The organism is Alkalihalobacterium sp. APHAB7 (assembly GCF_048323755.1).
Classification (GTDB): Bacteria; Bacillota; Bacilli; order Bacillales; family Bacillaceae_F; genus Alkalihalobacterium.
The window spans coordinates 58,853-76,085 of the sequence record NZ_JBLWFS010000010.1 but is presented as its reverse complement, the minus strand read 5'-3'; the positions used below and the strand labels follow the sequence as shown (position 1 = coordinate 76,085).

Here is a 17,233-nt window from a genome sequence, read left to right as displayed (position 1 = left end):
CAGTTATATGGTAGCTTTAGAATAGGTTATGACTATCAATACTCAGTCTTGTAAATGACCATCACAATCTATTTTTTATTAAACGTTCTTTCTAAAATATGTATTGTTATACGGGGCCCGTTTTTTTCATAAGGCAAAAGTTGAGCCCCCTAAAACACGCGTACTAGATAAATTATAGTTATAAATAAGTACAAAAAACTAGATGAAAATTAGATTTAAAGAACATAGATTACTAGATCGACTACACCCAACCTCGGAAGCGTGAAGCTTCTGCCATTTTGCGAACACCAACCATATAGGCCGCTAACCTCATATTGACTTTGTGGAATCTTGCCGCGTTAAAAATATCATCAAAGGATTTTACCATCACATCATACAGCTTTTTGGAAACTTCTTCTTCTGACCAATAATATCCTAGGTTGTTTTGTACCCATTCAAAATAGGAAACTGTTACCCCACCCGAACTAGCTAATACATCAGGTACTAACAAAATTCCTCGGTCAGCTAGTATGGTAGTAGCCTCTAAAGTTGTAGGTCCGTTTGCAGCTTCAACAATAACTTTCGCTTTGATTTGTTCTGCGTTATCCGCTGTAATCTGATTAGAAATGGCAGCCGGAACTAAAATGTCACAAGGCAGCTGTAACAGCTCCTGATTCGTAATTGTATTTTTAAAGAGGTTTGTTACTGTTCCAAAAGAATCCCGACGATCTAAAAGATATGGTATATCTAATCCATTCTCATTATAAAGAGCACCGTAAGCATCCGAGATCCCAATTACCTTCGCTCCTGCTTCATGCATAAACTTCGCTAAATAGCTGCCCGCATTTCCGAATCCTTGAACAACAACACGAGCTCCTTTTAACTCTATCCCTACACGCTTAGCGGCTTCTTCTATACATATGACGACACCGCGAGCAGTCGCTGTTTCACGTCCGTGCGAACCTCCTAAGACTAACGGCTTCCCCGTAATAAAACCTGGAGAATCAAATTCTCGGATACGACTATACTCATCCATCATCCACGCCATAATTTGTGAATTTGTAAAAACATCTGGCGCTGGAATGTCTTTTGTTGGCCCTACTATTTGACTGATTGCTCTTACATACCCCCTGCTTAAACGCTCTAATTCAAGCATAGACATTTCTCTAGGATCACACACAATACCACCTTTACCTCCACCGTAAGGTAAATCTGATATCCCGCATTTTAAACTCATCCAAATGGATAAAGCTTTCACTTCTTCTTCTGTCACCTCGGGATGGAAGCGGACGCCACCTTTTGTCGGTCCAACAGCGTCACTATGCTGTGCACGGAAAGCAGTAAAAACTTTCACTTTCCCATCATCCATGCGAACAGGTATTCTAACCGTTAACATTCGTTGTGGCTCTTTCATCAATTCATACACTTCGTTAGAATAACCTAATTTAGACAGCGCTTCTTTTATGACAATCTGAGTAGAGTCTAGCAAACTCTTTTTTTGATCCACTTGCTCGGTACGTAGTTGGCTTACAGAAGTTTTAACTGCCATTCCTTCCACCTCATTATATTAAAATAAACTAAGCTAATACTCTTTTGATTCGATCGATGGCCCAGTCCAAGTCTACTATTGACATGACTAAAGGCGGTGCAAAGCGAATAACGTTGACATGTGTTTCTTTACATAACAATCTAGCCTGCTTAAGTTGTTCGCAATATTCTCTTGCGGGGACCGTTAACTCAACGCCAATAAATAACCCTCTTCCACGAACTTCTTTTATGACTGGATTTTTGATTTCTTTCAATTTTTCTTTAAAATAAATACCTAATTGAAGTGAACGATTAACAAGTTGCTCTTTTAAGATAACGTCTATAGCAGCAATAGAAACTGCACAAGCAAGGGGATTCCCCCCAAATGTTGAACCATGTGAACCCGGTTCAAAAACACCAAGAATATCTTCATTGGCAGCAACAACCGAGATGGGCATTACACCAGCTCCGAGTGCTTTACCTAGGATATACATATCAGGAATGACATTTTCCCAATCACACGCAAACATTTTCCCTGTTCTTCCTAGACCTGTTTGGATTTCATCTGCAACAAATAACACGTTCTCTCTTTGACATAATTCATAGGCTGCTTTCAAAAATCCTTTAGGGGGAACGATAATTCCCGCTTCACCTTGAATAGGTTCTAGCATAAATGCGGCTGTATTTGGTGTAATGGCATTGGCAAGTGCATCTAGATCACCATAAGGAATCACTTTAATTCCTGGCAGCATTGGACCGAAACCTCTTTTATACTCCTCATTCGAAGAAAGTGAAACCGCTGTCATTGTACGGCCATGAAAATTATTTTCACAGACTATGATTTCGGCTTGGTTGACAGGAACCCCCTTTACATCGTATGCCCAGCGGCGAACAGCTTTTACAGCTGTTTCGACCGCTTCTGCTCCTGTATTCATCGGGAGCAGCCTACTTTTCCCTGTTAACTTTGAGATTTTTTCATAAAAAGGTCCCAACTGGTCATTGTGAAACGCTCGTGATGTTAAGGTAATTCGATCCGCTTGATCCTTTAGTGCCTGAATAATTTCTGGATGGCAATGCCCTTGATTCACTGCAGAATAGGCACTTAACATATCCATGTATCGATTACCTTCTGGGTCTTCCACCCAAACGCCTTTCCCTTTAGAAATAACAATCGGTAAAGGATGATAGTTTTTTGCACCGTATTTTTCCGTTGTTCCAATAATCGTATCTGTTACAGTCGTCATGTAGTTAACCTCCTTGATTAAAGTTGCTCTGTTGTTAGTTTACCTTGTGTGAAGTGTAACAAGTAGTCCGGTCCACCTGCCTTTGAATCTGTTCCTGACATGTTAAATCCACCAAATGGATGGTACCCGACAATCGCCCCCGTGCAACCACGATTGAAATATAGATTACCGACATGAAATTCTTCGCGAGCCTTTTCAATATGCTCTCGTTGATTTGAAATGACTGCACCTGTTAAGCCATATTCTGTGTTATTCGCCACTTCTAACGCATGGTCAAAATCTTTTACTTTACAAAACGCAACAACAGGACCAAAGATCTCTTCTTTCATCAGTCTTGCATTTTTATCAACATCAGCAAAGATCGTTGGTTGAATAAAATACCCATTGGTTGAGTCTCCTTCTCCCCCAGCTACTAAGCGCCCTTCTTCTTTACCGATCGCAATATAACTCATCACTTTATCAAACGCACCCTGATCATTAACTGGCCCCATATACGTATCGTGAACTGGATTACCAACCGTTAACTCTTTTGTTAATGCAATCGACTTTTCTAAAACCTCATCGTACACATCCTCATGAATAACTGCTCTTGAGCAAGCAGAACACTTCTGACCTGAAAAGCCAAATGCAGATTGCACAATCGATTGTGCAGCAAGGTCAAGGTCCGCATTGTTATCAACCACAATTGTATCCTTGCCCCCCATTTCAGCAACGACACGCTTTAACCAAATCTGACCTGGATGCACTTTTGCCGCCCGCTCATATATGCGGATGCCCACATCACGTGAACCCGTGAAACTAATAAATCGCGTCCGAGGATGATCAACTAAATAATCACCAACTTCAGCTCCACTACCAGGGATATAATTGACAACCCCCGCAGGAAGACCTGCCTCCTCTAACACTTCGATAAATTTATAGGCGACTACTGGTGTAGTACTAGCTGGTTTTAATAGAACCGTATTTCCTGCTACAAGTGCAGCTGATGTCATTCCTGCCATAATAGCAAACGCAAAATTCCAAGGGGATATAACAACACCAACACCTAGCGGAATGTAACCTAACTTGTTCTTCTCAATTTTACGGCTTTTGACTGGATACCCCTTTTTTAGTTCCAGCATTTGACGCCCATAATATTCTAAGAAATCAATCGCTTCTGCTGTATCAGCATCTGCTTCTTTCCATGGCTTCCCAGCTTCATATACAAGGTAAGCTGAAAACTCATGTTTTCTCCGTCTAACAATGGCTGCGGCTCTAAATAAAATATCTGCTCGAACTTCTGGGCGCCACTTCTTCCAAGTGTTAAATGTTTTGTCTGCAACTTGCATCGCCTGTTCAGCTAAATGTTGATTGGCCTTAGAAACCGATCCTACAATTTGTTCTTTATTTGACGGGTTCTCTGAAATAATCTTCGCTTCAGTCGTAATTCGCTCTCCTCCAATAATGAGTGGATACTCTTTACCTAGTTCTGCTTCAACTAGATTTAAAGCCAGTTGGAATTCCTCTCTATTTTTTTCTACAGTAAAATCTGTGAATGACTCATGCGTATAATCTTGGTACATATTAAATCGACTCCTTATATTTTAAGATTTTTTGTTTCTCACCTAAGCTATTGCAAATTCCATGCCAACTACTTAAACTATTGAATTTACTGTTAATCTTTCGTTAAACCCTAATCTTCACTTATTTACATTTTGATATTTTGCAGTCAAAGTCTTATTATCCCATCCATTTTCGCAAAAATATTTTTCTCTCTGCAGATCTCCTAATAAAAAAGACAATTTTTTTGGCGAATCGTTAAACGATCTAAAACCTAACTCTACTTAATCACACCCCCGCGGAAAATCATCTTCTTCTACAACTGCTAACGTCATATCCGATAAAATCTTTTCTCCCGGGATGACTCTGATCGAATTGATCTTCCCACTTACCCCGAGCTCGATTTTTTTCATGGTCCCATTCTGAGACTTAATTAGAAATAAAGGTTCCCATTCATATACGTACTCCCCTTCATTGACAAGAACTTCTTCAACAACTCCATTTGACTCGCTTGTGACAATACGATAACTGCTCAATTTTCTTACCTCCTTTTCTATTTGTTAATAACAATGCAAATTCCATGCCAATTTTAGAAACACTTTGATTATTCAAATAATAGCTTCGAACGACAATTTTTTTGTCCATAATCACACATTCTTTTTACAATCGAAAAAATATTTGCCAAATTAATTTGAAAATTTTAATATAATAGAAAAGTGAAATAAAAAGGACTGGTGAAATGACGAATAAACAAACGATCGATAAGCTGTTGCAAACTCAAAAAATCTATGAAACTTTAATTAATGAAATAGATGTAGGTGTACATGCCATTGATCATACAGGGAGAACGATGATCTATAATGACAAAATGATGGAAATTGAGTCAATGAGGAAAGAAGAAGTAATTGACAAAAATTTTCAAGATGTATTTATGTTTGAGGATGGACAAGGAAGTACTTTACTAAACGCCTTACACCATAAAAAAGAAGTAAAAAATCAAAAGCAAACCTACTACAACAACAAAGGAAAAGAAATAACAACCATTAATAACACTTTCCCGGTTTATGCTGGAAAAACTGCAATAGGAGCAATTGAGATCGCGAAAGATGTTACAGTGATAGAGCGACTAGTCAGAAAAAATTTAGGGATCAACGTGAATACGCGCTATTCTTTCGACAACATTATTGGATCTAGCTCAGCTATTAAAGATGTAATTGAAAACACAAAGAGAGCAACACGTACAGCATCTTCCGTACTTATCGTTGGAGAAACTGGAACTGGGAAAGAATTATTTGCTCAAAGTATTCACAATGGAAGTGATCGCTCTTCAGCACCTTTTATCTCTCAAAACTGCGCTGCCATTCCTGATAACTTAATAGAAAGCCTATTATTTGGTACGAAGAAAGGGGCATTCACAGGAGCGATTGATCGTCCGGGATTATTTGAACAAGCGGAAGGGGGAACCCTCTTACTTGATGAAATTAACTCTCTAAGTCCTATGCTACAGGCCAAGTTATTAAGAGCTATCCAAGAAAAATCAATACGAAGAGTTGGAGATACGGTTGACCGAAAAATAAATGTTCGAATTATCTCAACCATTAATGAAGACCCGATTGAGGCAATTTCGAATCAACGATTACGCAAGGATCTCTTTTATCGACTTAGTGTGGTATCACTTTTTATCCCACCTCTTCGTGAACGAAAAGAAGATATTATTCAACTCATTGACTTCTTTATCCAAAAATATAACCATATGTTCCAAATGAATATAAAAGGAGTTTCTAATGAAGTGTCATCTCTTTTAACGAACTATGATTGGCCAGGAAATATAAGAGAGCTTGAACATGTCATAGAAGGAGCGACAAATTTGATGATCGATGAAGAGGTAATTGAGGTTTCCCACTTACCTTATAATTTTCGAAATAAGTCTGTGAGTAAGTCTTATGATACAAACCCAAAAGAACCGTCGATTATTGGTGTTCATCAATTTACAGCTAACGATAAACAACAACCTTTACGAAACCTTAAAGATTTCTTATTAGAAGCTGAAAACTACTACATTAACAAAGCACTTGAAAAACACAAGTTTCACGTGACAAACGCTGCTAAAGAACTCGGGCTTAGCAGACAAAGTCTTCAATATAGAATGAAGCGCTTAGAAACTAACTAATACTGCATCATCTATCAATAATAAAAACCATTAGGATGCTAGGATCCTAATGGTTTTTGAATTAATTTATTCTTCTGTATGATCAGTTGCCGGTGCCGATAATTGGTGCAGTGACTACCGGATGTGAGATCATCCATGACACCGCAAGCGTAGCTGGATGTAGTCCTTGTTTAAGTTATACACCACCTATTTTAATCAATATCTCGTAATAACAATTCCAACTCATACTTTAAATTGCTTCTCGTTTCCAAGTCCACATCACCCGTCACTTCTTCCACTGGGTATTTTTCCTGTGAAACGATCGAGTGTTTTAATCGTAAAAATGTACTTAACGTAAAATCACAGTCATCCCAATCGGTACGATAACCGACGATTCCTTGTCTCTTAATTAATAAATCTACTTCTTTGATCACGCACTTTAAGAACTCGTCATAGGAACATTCTGTATCCATCCATATTTCAGCCTTGTTTTTAAAGCTTAATTCATCATAGTATTCTACTTTTATAGACAGTTGGCGCTTCTCTTTTAATTCAAAAATCCAGACAATCCCATCTGGTTCACCGTCCCACTGACAGCTACTGATTTTCTTTACGTCTCTTTTAGGGACACAATCTGAGTTTAACTCCATTAATGCCACTAAAAAATCATCCAAACAGTTGGTAATATAACTTGCTGTAAACTCTAGCTTTTGCGAATTCAGTTCGAGGCTACACGTAGCCCAACCAGTCCCGCTTACTATATAATTAAAATCCATTTCCTTCACCTTCATATCCAATATAAAATACTAGAGTACTATATTCGTAGTTGCTGCCATTATCTGTTTTACCTCTAGGGGTTTCCCTTTATAAAGTTCGATTTGAGTTACTGTTTTTCCTTCGTCTAATTATAATTGAAACTATTAATATGATGAAAAACCCTACTACACCGCTCAAAACGCCATACCAAATTGTACCTATATAAAGCAGACTGACTAACACCGTACCTATAAAATACCCAAAGCCAATAGTGATAGCGTATTTAAATGAGTGCTTTTCCATACAATCCCCCTCAATATGTTACAGTTGATTCCCTGCTAAACTAGTAGCATCTCCTTCTATAACCGTGATATTGCAAACGTTGTGAAGAATTGGAAATATTATAACGTGAATTGACTACAAATTTCCAATAGAAAAAGGAGTTGGTGCAACAACTCCTTTTTCTATGAATGAAGTAAAAACCCTTGTATAGATACTAAAAGAACAAATAAAGATACCCCGATGCTCATATATCCCCAAAACGCTTTTCTATCTCTTTGCAGTTCAAGGATTCCTGTCAACATAATCGTTTTTGATAGAAACAATAATAAATAAGGTGAAGTCGCCATGTTTCCTGTGATCATACTAAATAGCGCCAATCCTGTTACCATAATAGATGAGACCAATCTAAGTTTTTTTAGCATACTCTACCTCCTACCACTAGTTCGCTACTTTTTTAACCCATTTAATAGATATATATTGGTATGAAATAAGGTTTATGACAGATACGAGATTAAGCAGTTCCTTCTCAACCTCAATTTTTTTTAACTGAATGTTATACAGTACATTTACCCTACTCTCAATTACAGTCTCTATTAATATCTTTAGGTACGATGATTTAGTCGGATTTTTCAAATCACTAAATATCTACTAGTATCTTAAAATACTATTTTCTCATTTTTCAAAAAACGATATGTTTCTAAAGGGAAACTATTTCGCAACACGAATATACCTTCTAGCAAGTTATTAAAAAATTTGTAACTTTATGGAGGTCATTTATGAAGAAATGGTTAGCTGGATTATCATTAGCAGGTTTACTTGCACTTGGAGGCTCAGGGGCAATGGCAGCGGAAAAAACGGACTATATCGTCACGTTCTCAGGTCAATCCATTCCTCAAAGTCTTATCACACAAATGGAAGGTTTTGGGGCTGAAATTATTCAAGAAGTACCGCAAATTGGTGTTGTCAATGTTAGTTCTTCAAACCCTGATTTTAAAGCATGGGCCGAAAGTCAATCTGGCATAGCAGCTATATCAGAGGATGTTGAAATTCGTTCCCCTGAAACAGAATATGAGTTTGCCTACCGTTTTGACGAGGGCTTACGTGTGGACACGGTTGGTCCTGATTTGTATGAAGAATATCAGTGGGATATTAAAAGAGTGACAAACAACGGGGCATCTTGGGACATTCAGCCAGGAAATCATGATGTTGTAGTAGCAATCATTGACAGTGGTGTGGATACAACACATCCAGATTTACAAAGAAACCTATTATATGCAAAATCATTCGTCCCAGGCACTGCTGATAATTCTTATAGCGGAAATCACGGTACACATGTTGCTGGTACAATCGCCGCTAATGGAAGAGTAATGGGCGTTGGTCCTAAGTTAGCCATTGCTTCCTACCGCGTTTCAAATTGGACAAGTATTTTAGCTGGTATTACAGCCGCTGCTGATGATGGGGTCGATGTGGCGAACTTAAGCTTAGGTACATACAGCTTCATGAATAACGAACAACAAAGAACACTTCACTTAACGGCATCTCGCGCGGTTAGATATGCACAAGGCAAAGGCATGTTTATAGTTGGTGCAAACGGAAACAACGCAATTGACTTAGGCAAAAAAATGCATACGGTCCCTGGAGAAGGAGCACAGTGGTCGGGCCCGTTACACGACACATTCTCAGATATCCCTTGGGTCATCAGTGTTTCCTCATCTACAATTAACGATGAGCTCGCTTTTTACTCTAACTACGGTAATGTTGATCTTGCAGGTCCTGGTGGAGATACTTCAGCACGAACATTATCAACAGTTTCAGGTGGATACGGCTATATGATCGGTACAAGTATGGCTGCTCCAAAGGTAGCTGCTGCAATCGGAGTGGTAAAAGCCCAAAATCCTGATATGAAACCAGCTCAAATTAGAGCTCTACTTCAGCAAACTGCTGATGGTGGTACAGGTACTAGCCGTCAACATTTTGGACATGGGATTGTTAACGTTTATAATGCGTTAAAAAGATAGATAATGAAAGAGGCTGCGTCATCGACGATTTGATCGTGATAATGCAGCCTTTTCTAACTTCTAGGGATGAAATTTTCGTTACATGCACCTACTTATTGCTACTAAACTAACAAGACTATTAGACGGTGTATTAAGTTTACAATGTCCTATAACATAATCCTTAATACAATGGATATGTAATCATCCCCATAATTACCGCAGATACCAAAACTCCAAAACTAATCGATAGAAAAGCGACTCGAAATGGAATGAAAAACAAGATTGCCGCTAAACATGCGCTATACGCCCCTGTCGTTGGAAAAGGAACCGCTGTAAATAAAACTAACCCAAAGGCTCCGTACTTTTCTAATTTACGACTTTTACTCATCGTCCTCTCGTATAACCATTGATAGAAACGATTGTAGAAGTTAAACCTGACCAACCACTTACTTATCGGGCGGAACAATAGTAAAATCGGTGCAATCGGAAGAAGATTCCCTAATATACTGTATACGAGTGCTGATTGAAATGATAAGTCTAAGAATGCTCCTGCCGGTAACCCACCCCGTAATTCGATAATCGGCAATGCTGAAATTATAACGATAATAGCTTCTGGTGGTAAAAAACTTAAATGTTCAATGAGTCCCTCTTGTATGGCTTTCTTAAAATTATCCACTCGAACAACTTCCTCCATAATTGGTAAAATCCAAGCTAATCACTGTATTATTCTGAGTAACACAGTAAATATATACCTAATTTTTGGTATTATCAATAGTTAAGTTGAAATCTGGTAGAAGTTAATTTGTTGTTTTCTAGTAATAACTCAATTCAATAAGTAAAGTAATTCTTCTTAAACCAGCTAGTTTATTGGATAAACATCCTTATCTTTTGTAAAACAAGAAACGCCCCTGTCAAAGGTAAGGCAACAGGAACGCTAATGATTCACCACTAAAATTTTATTTCACATCAACTCAACTCGTAGGAGTAACTCCTCTTACTCAACAACTTGGTTTCTCTATACTTTCTTTGTCGCTATAAACCAAATCAATATTTTTTGAACAAAAAGTTCCATCTCAACTTGGCTAGATTATTTATTCCCTCTCCTGCTCATGTATGATGGTTCGTTGACTTCCGAACCATTATTCGCCTTAAACTCTTCTAATCGTTTCAGTGAAATCTTATATTTCCTTTCTTGCTTCTTCCGGACTTTTTTAATCAGCTTTTTGATTAATTTCTTCTCCATATACAACCTCTTCCTTTCTGTTTTAAGATTAAAAGCAGTTGTATGTTTAGGATATTCGTGAAGAAAGTTGTACTGTGATACGTTACGGAAGATTTTTTTGTGAATGGAAGCTAAAGGGAATGACCTATGTTATTTATAAAACACTTGTAACAGTACATAATATTATTTATTGAAAGATGCTACTTGTCGTTGATGGTAAATCATTTATAGAAAAAACTCTCATAAATCTGATTCAAAAAATAAAAATACTATAAGGAGCTGATCGATTGACCCCCTCTAAAAAATGGCTGTGCTATTTAGTATCCATCTTTCCATTTGTTGGCTTAGTGTTCTTTGCCTTTTGGATCAGTGACCCCGACAAAGAGAAAAGAAGAGTCGGGTTCATCTCACTACTCATTTCGTTTGTGTCCTTTATTATCATTTTTTTCTTCTTTAGTATCGTTTCTGCTTATTCACCATGAACGGCTGGCACTTGATTCTTGATGATCGTTTCTTTGTTTAGTTTATGCTCCCTTTACACCTTTGGAATTGTAATTCCCCCAGAACTTCAGCAACAATCGAAATGGGAACGGGATGGGCCAACCTGCTTTTTCCGCTTGACGAAGAAAGTTGATAAAGGATGCCCCGACGCGTCGTTGTGATTTTACTTTTTCTTTGTCGCCCCGTACGGTCACTCGATAACCATCTTCGAGTCCCTCAAACTTCACTTCGTACGATCCAAATTCCTCAGCAGCTTCTTTTTGTACTTTTGCTTCTGACATATTACTCATCCTTTCGAGATAATTGATTTACTAATCGGCGATACACTAGAGTTGAACGTAGATAATAAAGAAAGCTGATAGTAAAAACAGCTACACTTCCGTATGCAAGTTCAATCTCATACAGTAAAAACGATACGTAAATGGCAATAGAAGTAAGCACCATAAAAAGAAAGGCATCTCGCTTCTTTGATTGGTAGTAAGAAATGGTTCTATCCGTACGGTCTTTTCTTTCTTGCCATTCTCGATAGCGCTTTGGTTCATTCAAAGCTTCTTGCAATTGGCGTGGAATACCAAGCAGCGGCCTTGCATATTCGCGTAGCAGTTTAACGACTGAATCACTCGTACCCTCTGGATTCCGACTGAGCCAATCCTTTATAAGCGGTTGGCTTAACTGTATTAAGTTAATCTTTGGATGTAGGATATATAAAATGCCAACAAACGTCGATAAGGCTCGACCAAAGAATGCTAATTCACTAGGCAATTGAATGGGTTCATTCTTAACCACACGTTGGACGTCCTCAAAAATTTGCTGGACCAAAAGATCATCCATCTGTGTAATATCATGCTCAACATAGGTGCTTATCAATGTAACTAACACCCTCTTCAGCTCATCTTTATTCGCGTGAGGCAGTAAGAACCTTAATTTTTCTAAGGCATTGATTACTTTGTCATAATCATCTAATATAATTCCTTCAACTACCTCACGAATGGCTAGGGCATCTGTTTTTTTGACTTCACCAATCATTCCAAAATCGATGAGTACGATCGTTCCATCGCTCTTTACCAGGATGTTTCCTGGGTGCGGATCAGCATGAAATTTTCCTTCTTGCAGTAATTGCTCCAGAAACACTTTAAATAATCGTTCCGCTAGTTCTTGACGGTCAATTCCATGTTTTTCAAGAAAAGATAGTTCGGTAATCTTTTTCCCATTTATCCATTCCATCACAAGGACTTTTCTAGTTGAAAACTCTTTATAGTAAGATGGAATTTGCACGTCATCAAACTCATCATATCGTTTTTCAAAGTACCGTCCGTTTTCTAACTCTTTGCGAAAGTTTAACTCTTGACCAATTACGTATTTCATTTCTTTATATAGCTTCGGTAAATCACTTCTTTTTCCGTAAGAAGTAAGTCGATTTGCAAGCCACATGATAATTTTAATCGCTTTAAAATCAGTCCTAATAACTTTTTCAATTCCGGGGCGCTGTATTTTAACCGCAACTTCTTCGCCGTTGTGCAAATATCCGTGATACACTTCGCCTATTGAAGCTGATGCTACGGGTTCAATACTAATCTTTTGGATGATCTCGCCATAGTTTCGGTCCCACTCGTTTTCGAGTACTTTTTTCGCTTCTTTCCATGGAACAGCAGGGACATGATCCACTAAATCCTCTAATTCCTTTATAAAAACCTGTGGCATAATGTCTGCTCGCGTACTTAGAAATTGCCCTAACTTAATTAAAAGCCCTTCTAACCTTAAAGCTGTCTCACGATACTCAATCGCCTGTTTTCTTAACAGTGCTTCCCATTGAACTTGTAATTGATCAGACCCTTTTGAGTGAAATCGTTTTTGAAAAAGAGTAATCTGAATAAAAAATTTAACCGCCATAAAAACGATGACAAAAATTCGATAGAGGGCAATTCTTTTCAATCATGTCCCTCCTTTCAAGGAAAATGGCTGGGTACAAGATATAATTTGGACCTCTCAAACAACAGTAGAACATCTTCCTGTTGACCTATACCCACATTGTATAATATATGTATAAATTTTGTATAGTATTTACTCCACCACAATTACTTCTATTGATTATCGAGTTTATGAGTTCAAGGACGTTTATCCCACTAAAAACCCGCGAAACTCTTTGCCACAATCAACAGCATGCTGGTTACTCAGTAAATGGAGGATATGCTGAATATTGCTTAGCTGATGCACGATATGTTGTGAAAATACCTGATAACTTAAATTATGTAGAAGCTGCCCCTATCTTTTGTGCTGGTGTGACTACTTATAAGGCGTTGAAGGTTGGTGAAGCGAAGCCAGGTGACTGGGTTGCGATTTATGGAGTTCGCGGTCTTGGTCATGTTGCGGTTCAATATGCCAAAGCGATGGGCTATAAAGTTATTGCCGTCGATACTTTTGATGAAAAGTTACAGTTAGCCAAGGACTTAGGAGCTGATTTAGTCATTAATCCAAAAGAAGAGGATTCAGCGGATTGGATACAACGAGAAGTTGGCGGTGTACAAGCTTCCATTTGTACTGCAGTCTCTAAGCCAGCCTTTAGCGAAGCTTATCGTGCTGTAAAACGAGGTGGGAAGTGTGTAGCAGTAGGCCTTCCTCCTGAAATGATGGAAGTCCCTATCTTTGACACTGTCCTAAACGGGGTAAGTATTGTCGGCTCGATCGTTGGAACTCGAATGGATTTACAAGAAGCCCTCCAATTTGCGGCAGACGGAAAAGTGAAAACGATCGTCGAAGTAGCACCACTTAATCAAATCAATGAAATATTTGATGATTTAGAACAAGGGAAGATTAACGGTCGTATTGTTATAGAGTTCTAATGTAATAACAACACCCCTATCTTTAAGCAGAGTAGAAGCTAATGTCTACTCTGCTTTTTTTATTTCATTAGGGGTCCATATTGAGCACCGCTTGAACTACTAAAACCTCTCCACCATCACTCCAAAAACAGATGATCGAACTTGTTCCATCTCTTTTAATACTTCTAATTGTTCTGATGTACCCGTAACAACAGCTCCCAACACTTTAACATTTGTTATGTCAATCGATTGAGAGTCTCCTCTTAGGTATTGATAAATTCGTTCAAACTCTCGATAGTACTTTCCATCGTTTACTTGTATTCCTTGTTCAATCGCTTGGCCAAACCATTCTTCCCCTTTACTTTGACCATCAGGGCGTTCGCTAAAACCATAAATACGATCTGCTAACTCTGGAAAAGCCGGAACAACATATTCCTCTCCATCTCCATCCACTGTATTGATTTCTCTTAAGCTTTCAACATCAGTATACGTATCTGCCCACAACCATTTAAGTGAAACATTCTCAGGTAAAAAAGTTCCTGCCATTAATAACAGGAACGCGCTTCATTAGGTTTGTCCATCATTAATACATTCTCTTCTCTGGAATAACCCCTCTCACTCCGCCTCTTGGATTTTCCATATCTCCCTTATACCGCGGGATAAGATGGACATGAACATGGAAAATCGTTTGTCCGCTAGTTTCACCACAATTGATACCAATATTATAACCATCCGGTTGATACTGTTCTTCAAGTAATGCTTTACCGTCTTCTAATAGCTGATTAATTGCGGCCCTTTCTTCAAGGCTGGTGTCAAAAAAGTTACTGACATGTCGCTTTGGAATGATCAGTAAATGACCTTCCGTAACAGGATATTTATCAAAAATAGCAAATGCAAGTTCATTCGATATTACAATGTTTTCTGGATTACAAAATGGACACTCCATCAGCTGACCTCCATGTATGGTAATAAGATAAAAGATATAAAAAAATTCTAAATTAAGTATAATCGATTATGGTTGATGTGAGGCTAGATTTTTACTGCATCTAATTAGTTTACATAATATATATATGATCAACTAAAAACTGAATTGAATAGCACTCTGTATTCAAGGGCATAGTACAAGAAACAAAATCATCAAATAGAAAGGATTTTTTTCGATGAAGCACGCTCGTCCCTTACTGATTAAATTTTTAGTTGCCTCGCTATTATTATTTTTCGTCTTAACATTAGGTGTAAGTGTTCCCATCGGCTACGTGATGATTATTTCAATTACCTATACTCTGTTTTCCTATTATGTAATTGACTTGCGTGCATTGCCACGGATTAATAACATTCTCACCTGTCTAATCGATACAGCGGTTGCCTTTATCATTATCTTTTTAGTCACTTGGACGTTTTCTCCAGTTCCCCTTCTAGGATCATCAATTATTTCAGCGATTGGCATTGGAGCCGGCGAATGGTTTTTCCATAAATATTTAGGAATGTACGTCTTTATTGGGGAACTCGAAGATACAGCGGTAATTCCAACCCGCCCTAATTTACAAACGGAAATCGCTGAAGAAGAAGATATCCACTCACTAAAAGAAAACGAAGAGGACAAATAATCTTATGCGTGTAATAAAAAGCTGGAGAAAATACATTCTCCAGCTCTTAGCGTTTTTACTTACCAATACCATTTAAAAAACCAATAATTCGTTCTCGATAAAACAGACTCTCATCATCTAATACATCTTCAATAATTAGGTGATCTTTCCCTTCTACAATCCATAGTTCCGTCATGTCACTACTAGATCGTTCATACAACGTACTCGCATGGTACACAGCTGTTTGCGTATCTGCATCGCCATGGATAATAAAAATGGGTATGTGATTTAGTTGCGTTATCGATTTCTCTGGAATGTTATCGACGGGATTGATACGAAATAAATGCCAAAAGACCAGGTTAACAGAAGGCTCAAATAGTTTTACAAAAAAAGATGACGCCCCGTCTCTTTTCATATAATCTGCCACTTGGCGTTGCATGGACAGATAAGGACTGTCCGCAATAACAGCATCTATGTCGTCATTTTTTGCTGCCACGTTTATCGCTGTACTTGCCCCCATTGATAATCCGTACAAAATCATTGGAGCACCTTTAAAACGATCATCGGTTTTTAAGTAATTGACAACTGCGTTGACGTCATTCACTTCATGATACCCAAAGGACAAACGCTCCCCTTCACTTTTTCCGTGTGCTCTCATATCGACGGCAACCGGAGTATAACCCGCTTCAAATAAAAATTGAGCATACCCAAATAACGATGTCGCATCCATTCCATGCATACCATGAAGGATTAACACAGTTCCGCTGGAGTTTTCATGCGGTACGATGTAAGCATTGATCTTCAAACCGTCACTACTGAAAACTTCTATTTGTTCGCCAACCAAATGAAAATCCTCCAAAGTTGCCTCGTTAAATTCCACTCTCCCATCTGACATTGAAGAAAGAATATTGTACGCAATGACCGTGTTGATAATGAATGTAATAATTACCGAAAATACGAGAAAACCTAAAATGATTTTTAGAATGATACCTTTTCTTGATTTCAATTTCGTTCCATTTCTGTTGATCGAGATTTTTTTCGTTTGCACCATAGCAGCTGTCCTCCCTTTAACGTCTTACTTTAATGTGCCACTCATATATCTAAAGGAAGTGAGTAAAACTGTAACAAGGCCAATCGTAAACAATATACTCCCAGCAATGATAAAAACATGAATATAGCCTTCATTGACAAGATGGAAGACAGTAGGATCAGCACTCCCTTGGCGGACAAGCCAAAAGTGAGCCAATTTCGTTCCTATATCTACACTGAAAAAAAGTAGAATAGCTCCAAAGATCCCCATTGTAGCACCTACGCTCATAAACCTTTTACATACATCTGTCGTCATATTTCCTTTCCTTCTTTCGCATAAGATAACCGTGTAATTTTTTCCTGCTAGTTGATATATAACTAGTGAGGCCGAAAATTCTCTACCTTTATTTTACAAAAACTACCTATATATTAATAGAAATTTTTAAAGTAAATAAAGTGAGCGACTCGGGGCGATTTCCCTTTGGTGTATTCCTTTGGATAAGAACTCATGAAGAATATACGATCTTTGTGGTTGACATTTAATTTGTGAGTTAGCAACTAGTATGCAATTTAACGAATAAAAAGCTGTTGAATGTCTCAACA

The 17,233-nt window shown here is 38.1% G+C and carries 17 protein-coding genes and 1 pseudogene; 4 read left to right on the top strand and 14 right to left on the bottom strand.

All coding sequences use genetic code 11. The annotated features are described in order from the left end of the window. Nucleotides 1-241: 241 nt before the first annotated feature. The 4 genes from ACNSTQ_RS12065 to ACNSTQ_RS12050 all read right to left on the bottom strand — a co-directional run bounded on the left by ACNSTQ_RS12065 (nt 242) and on the right by ACNSTQ_RS12050 (nt 4,825). Nucleotides 242-1,528: a Glu/Leu/Phe/Val family dehydrogenase gene (locus tag ACNSTQ_RS12065; RefSeq protein WP_418200067.1), complete on the bottom strand. Its 1,287-nt coding sequence runs from the start codon at nt 1,526-1,528 to the stop codon at nt 242-244. Between the two features lie 28 nt (nt 1,529-1,556). Continuing rightward, nucleotides 1,557-2,750: an ornithine--oxo-acid transaminase gene (locus ACNSTQ_RS12060; protein ID WP_418200066.1), complete on the bottom strand. Its 1,194-nt coding sequence runs from the start codon at nt 2,748-2,750 to the stop codon at nt 1,557-1,559. A gap of 17 nt (nt 2,751-2,767) precedes the next feature. Further along, entirely contained in the window at nt 2,768-4,312 is a 1,545-nt protein-coding gene (gene pruA / locus ACNSTQ_RS12055) for an L-glutamate gamma-semialdehyde dehydrogenase (protein ID WP_418200065.1), read from the bottom strand. Between the two features lie 261 nt (nt 4,313-4,573). After that, nucleotides 4,574-4,825 carry a hypothetical protein gene (locus ACNSTQ_RS12050; RefSeq protein ID WP_418200064.1) on the bottom strand — a complete coding sequence of 84 codons (252 nt, stop codon included), beginning with the start codon at nt 4,823-4,825 and terminating at the stop codon, nt 4,574-4,576. 203 nt (nt 4,826-5,028) lie between these two features. Between ACNSTQ_RS12050 and ACNSTQ_RS12045 the strand changes: the two genes are divergently transcribed. Next, nucleotides 5,029-6,459 carry a sigma-54 interaction domain-containing protein gene (locus ACNSTQ_RS12045; RefSeq protein WP_418200063.1) on the top strand — a complete coding sequence of 477 codons (1,431 nt, stop codon included), beginning with the start codon at nt 5,029-5,031 and terminating at the stop codon, nt 6,457-6,459. A gap of 191 nt (nt 6,460-6,650) precedes the next feature. Here ACNSTQ_RS12045 and ACNSTQ_RS12040 read toward each other — a convergent pair whose 3' ends face one another. Then, nucleotides 6,651-7,214, bottom strand: coding sequence for a hypothetical protein (locus ACNSTQ_RS12040; RefSeq protein ID WP_418200062.1), 564 nt, complete (start codon nt 7,212-7,214; stop codon nt 6,651-6,653). A 444-nt stretch (nt 7,215-7,658) separates the two neighbouring features. Further along, complete coding sequence (locus tag ACNSTQ_RS12035) at nt 7,659-7,898, bottom strand: DUF3953 domain-containing protein (RefSeq protein ID WP_418200061.1); 240 nt, start codon at nt 7,896-7,898, stop codon at nt 7,659-7,661. 354 nt (nt 7,899-8,252) lie between these two features. On the opposite strand from ACNSTQ_RS12035, the gene ACNSTQ_RS12030 reads away from it, so the two are divergent. Then, the gene (locus ACNSTQ_RS12030; RefSeq protein WP_418200060.1) at nt 8,253-9,494 is read left to right on the top strand and encodes a S8 family peptidase; all 1,242 of its coding nucleotides are present in this window, start codon (nt 8,253-8,255) and stop codon (nt 9,492-9,494) included. A gap of 160 nt (nt 9,495-9,654) precedes the next feature. Here the strand turns inward: ACNSTQ_RS12030 and ACNSTQ_RS12025 are convergent, their stop codons facing one another. The 4 genes from ACNSTQ_RS12025 to ACNSTQ_RS12010 all read right to left on the bottom strand — a co-directional run bounded on the left by ACNSTQ_RS12025 (nt 9,655) and on the right by ACNSTQ_RS12010 (nt 13,128). Beyond that, on the bottom strand, nt 9,655-10,149 hold the full coding sequence (locus tag ACNSTQ_RS12025) for a COG2426 family protein (protein WP_418200059.1): 495 nt from the start codon (nt 10,147-10,149) through the stop codon (nt 9,655-9,657). Nucleotides 10,150-10,560: 411 nt separating this feature from the next. Then, a complete protein-coding gene (locus ACNSTQ_RS12020; protein ID WP_418200058.1) occupies nt 10,561-10,716 on the bottom strand; it encodes a hypothetical protein in 156 nt (51 codons plus the stop codon). Nucleotides 10,717-11,219: 503 nt separating this feature from the next. Next, nucleotides 11,220-11,477, bottom strand: coding sequence for a hypothetical protein (locus ACNSTQ_RS12015; protein ID WP_418200057.1), 258 nt, complete (start codon nt 11,475-11,477; stop codon nt 11,220-11,222). A gap of 1 nt (nt 11,478) precedes the next feature. Further along, a complete protein-coding gene (locus ACNSTQ_RS12010) occupies nt 11,479-13,128 on the bottom strand; it encodes an ABC1 kinase family protein (RefSeq protein WP_418200056.1) in 1,650 nt (549 codons plus the stop codon). A gap of 191 nt (nt 13,129-13,319) precedes the next feature. Here ACNSTQ_RS12010 and ACNSTQ_RS12005 point away from each other — a divergent pair. Beyond that, nucleotides 13,320-14,036, top strand: a pseudogene (locus ACNSTQ_RS12005) (zinc-dependent alcohol dehydrogenase); the annotation flags it as partial. 99 nt (nt 14,037-14,135) lie between these two features. Here the strand turns inward: ACNSTQ_RS12005 and ACNSTQ_RS12000 are convergent. After that, nucleotides 14,136-14,561: a hypothetical protein gene (locus ACNSTQ_RS12000; RefSeq protein ID WP_418200055.1), complete on the bottom strand. Its 426-nt coding sequence runs from the start codon at nt 14,559-14,561 to the stop codon at nt 14,136-14,138. Nucleotides 14,562-14,598: 37 nt separating this feature from the next. Beyond that, the gene (locus ACNSTQ_RS11995) at nt 14,599-14,961 is read right to left on the bottom strand and encodes an HIT family protein (protein WP_418200054.1); all 363 of its coding nucleotides are present in this window, start codon (nt 14,959-14,961) and stop codon (nt 14,599-14,601) included. A 214-nt stretch (nt 14,962-15,175) separates the two neighbouring features. Here ACNSTQ_RS11995 and ACNSTQ_RS11990 point away from each other — a divergent pair, with 214 nt between their 5' ends. Then, nucleotides 15,176-15,622, top strand: a complete 447-nt coding sequence (locus ACNSTQ_RS11990) for a DUF2512 family protein (RefSeq protein ID WP_418200053.1) — start codon at nt 15,176-15,178, stop codon at nt 15,620-15,622. Between the two features lie 55 nt (nt 15,623-15,677). Here ACNSTQ_RS11990 and ACNSTQ_RS11985 read toward each other — a convergent pair whose 3' ends face one another. Both ACNSTQ_RS11985 and ACNSTQ_RS11980 read right to left on the bottom strand, forming a co-directional pair. Next, a complete protein-coding gene (locus ACNSTQ_RS11985; RefSeq protein ID WP_418200052.1) occupies nt 15,678-16,652 on the bottom strand; it encodes an alpha/beta hydrolase in 975 nt (324 codons plus the stop codon). 24 nt (nt 16,653-16,676) lie between these two features. After that, entirely contained in the window at nt 16,677-16,946 is a 270-nt protein-coding gene (locus ACNSTQ_RS11980) for a hypothetical protein (RefSeq protein WP_418200051.1), read from the bottom strand. Nucleotides 16,947-17,233 lie beyond the last annotated feature (287 nt).

Coding starts and splice junctions, on each gene's coding strand:
- ACNSTQ_RS11990 (WP_418200053.1), top strand. CDS start 15,176: ATGAAGCACGCTCGTCCCTTACTGATTAAATTTTTAGTTGCCTCGCTA.
- ACNSTQ_RS12020 (WP_418200058.1), bottom strand. CDS start 10,716: ATGGAGAAGAAATTAATCAAAAAGCTGATTAAAAAAGTCCGGAAGAAG.
- ACNSTQ_RS12060 (WP_418200066.1), bottom strand. CDS start 2,750: ATGACGACTGTAACAGATACGATTATTGGAACAACGGAAAAATACGGT.
- ACNSTQ_RS12035 (WP_418200061.1), bottom strand. CDS start 7,898: ATGCTAAAAAAACTTAGATTGGTCTCATCTATTATGGTAACAGGATTG.
- ACNSTQ_RS12045 (WP_418200063.1), top strand. CDS start 5,029: ATGACGAATAAACAAACGATCGATAAGCTGTTGCAAACTCAAAAAATC.
- ACNSTQ_RS12015 (WP_418200057.1), bottom strand. CDS start 11,477: ATGTCAGAAGCAAAAGTACAAAAAGAAGCTGCTGAGGAATTTGGATCG.
- ACNSTQ_RS12040 (WP_418200062.1), bottom strand. CDS start 7,214: ATGGATTTTAATTATATAGTAAGCGGGACTGGTTGGGCTACGTGTAGC.
- pruA (WP_418200065.1), bottom strand. CDS start 4,312: ATGTACCAAGATTATACGCATGAGTCATTCACAGATTTTACTGTAGAA.
- ACNSTQ_RS12030 (WP_418200060.1), top strand. CDS start 8,253: ATGAAGAAATGGTTAGCTGGATTATCATTAGCAGGTTTACTTGCACTT.
- ACNSTQ_RS11985 (WP_418200052.1), bottom strand. CDS start 16,652: ATGGTGCAAACGAAAAAAATCTCGATCAACAGAAATGGAACGAAATTG.
- ACNSTQ_RS11980 (WP_418200051.1), bottom strand. CDS start 16,946: ATGACGACAGATGTATGTAAAAGGTTTATGAGCGTAGGTGCTACAATG.
- ACNSTQ_RS11995 (WP_418200054.1), bottom strand. CDS start 14,961: ATGGAGTGTCCATTTTGTAATCCAGAAAACATTGTAATATCGAATGAA.
- ACNSTQ_RS12000 (WP_418200055.1), bottom strand. CDS start 14,561: ATGGCAGGAACTTTTTTACCTGAGAATGTTTCACTTAAATGGTTGTGG.
- ACNSTQ_RS12065 (WP_418200067.1), bottom strand. CDS start 1,528: ATGGCAGTTAAAACTTCTGTAAGCCAACTACGTACCGAGCAAGTGGAT.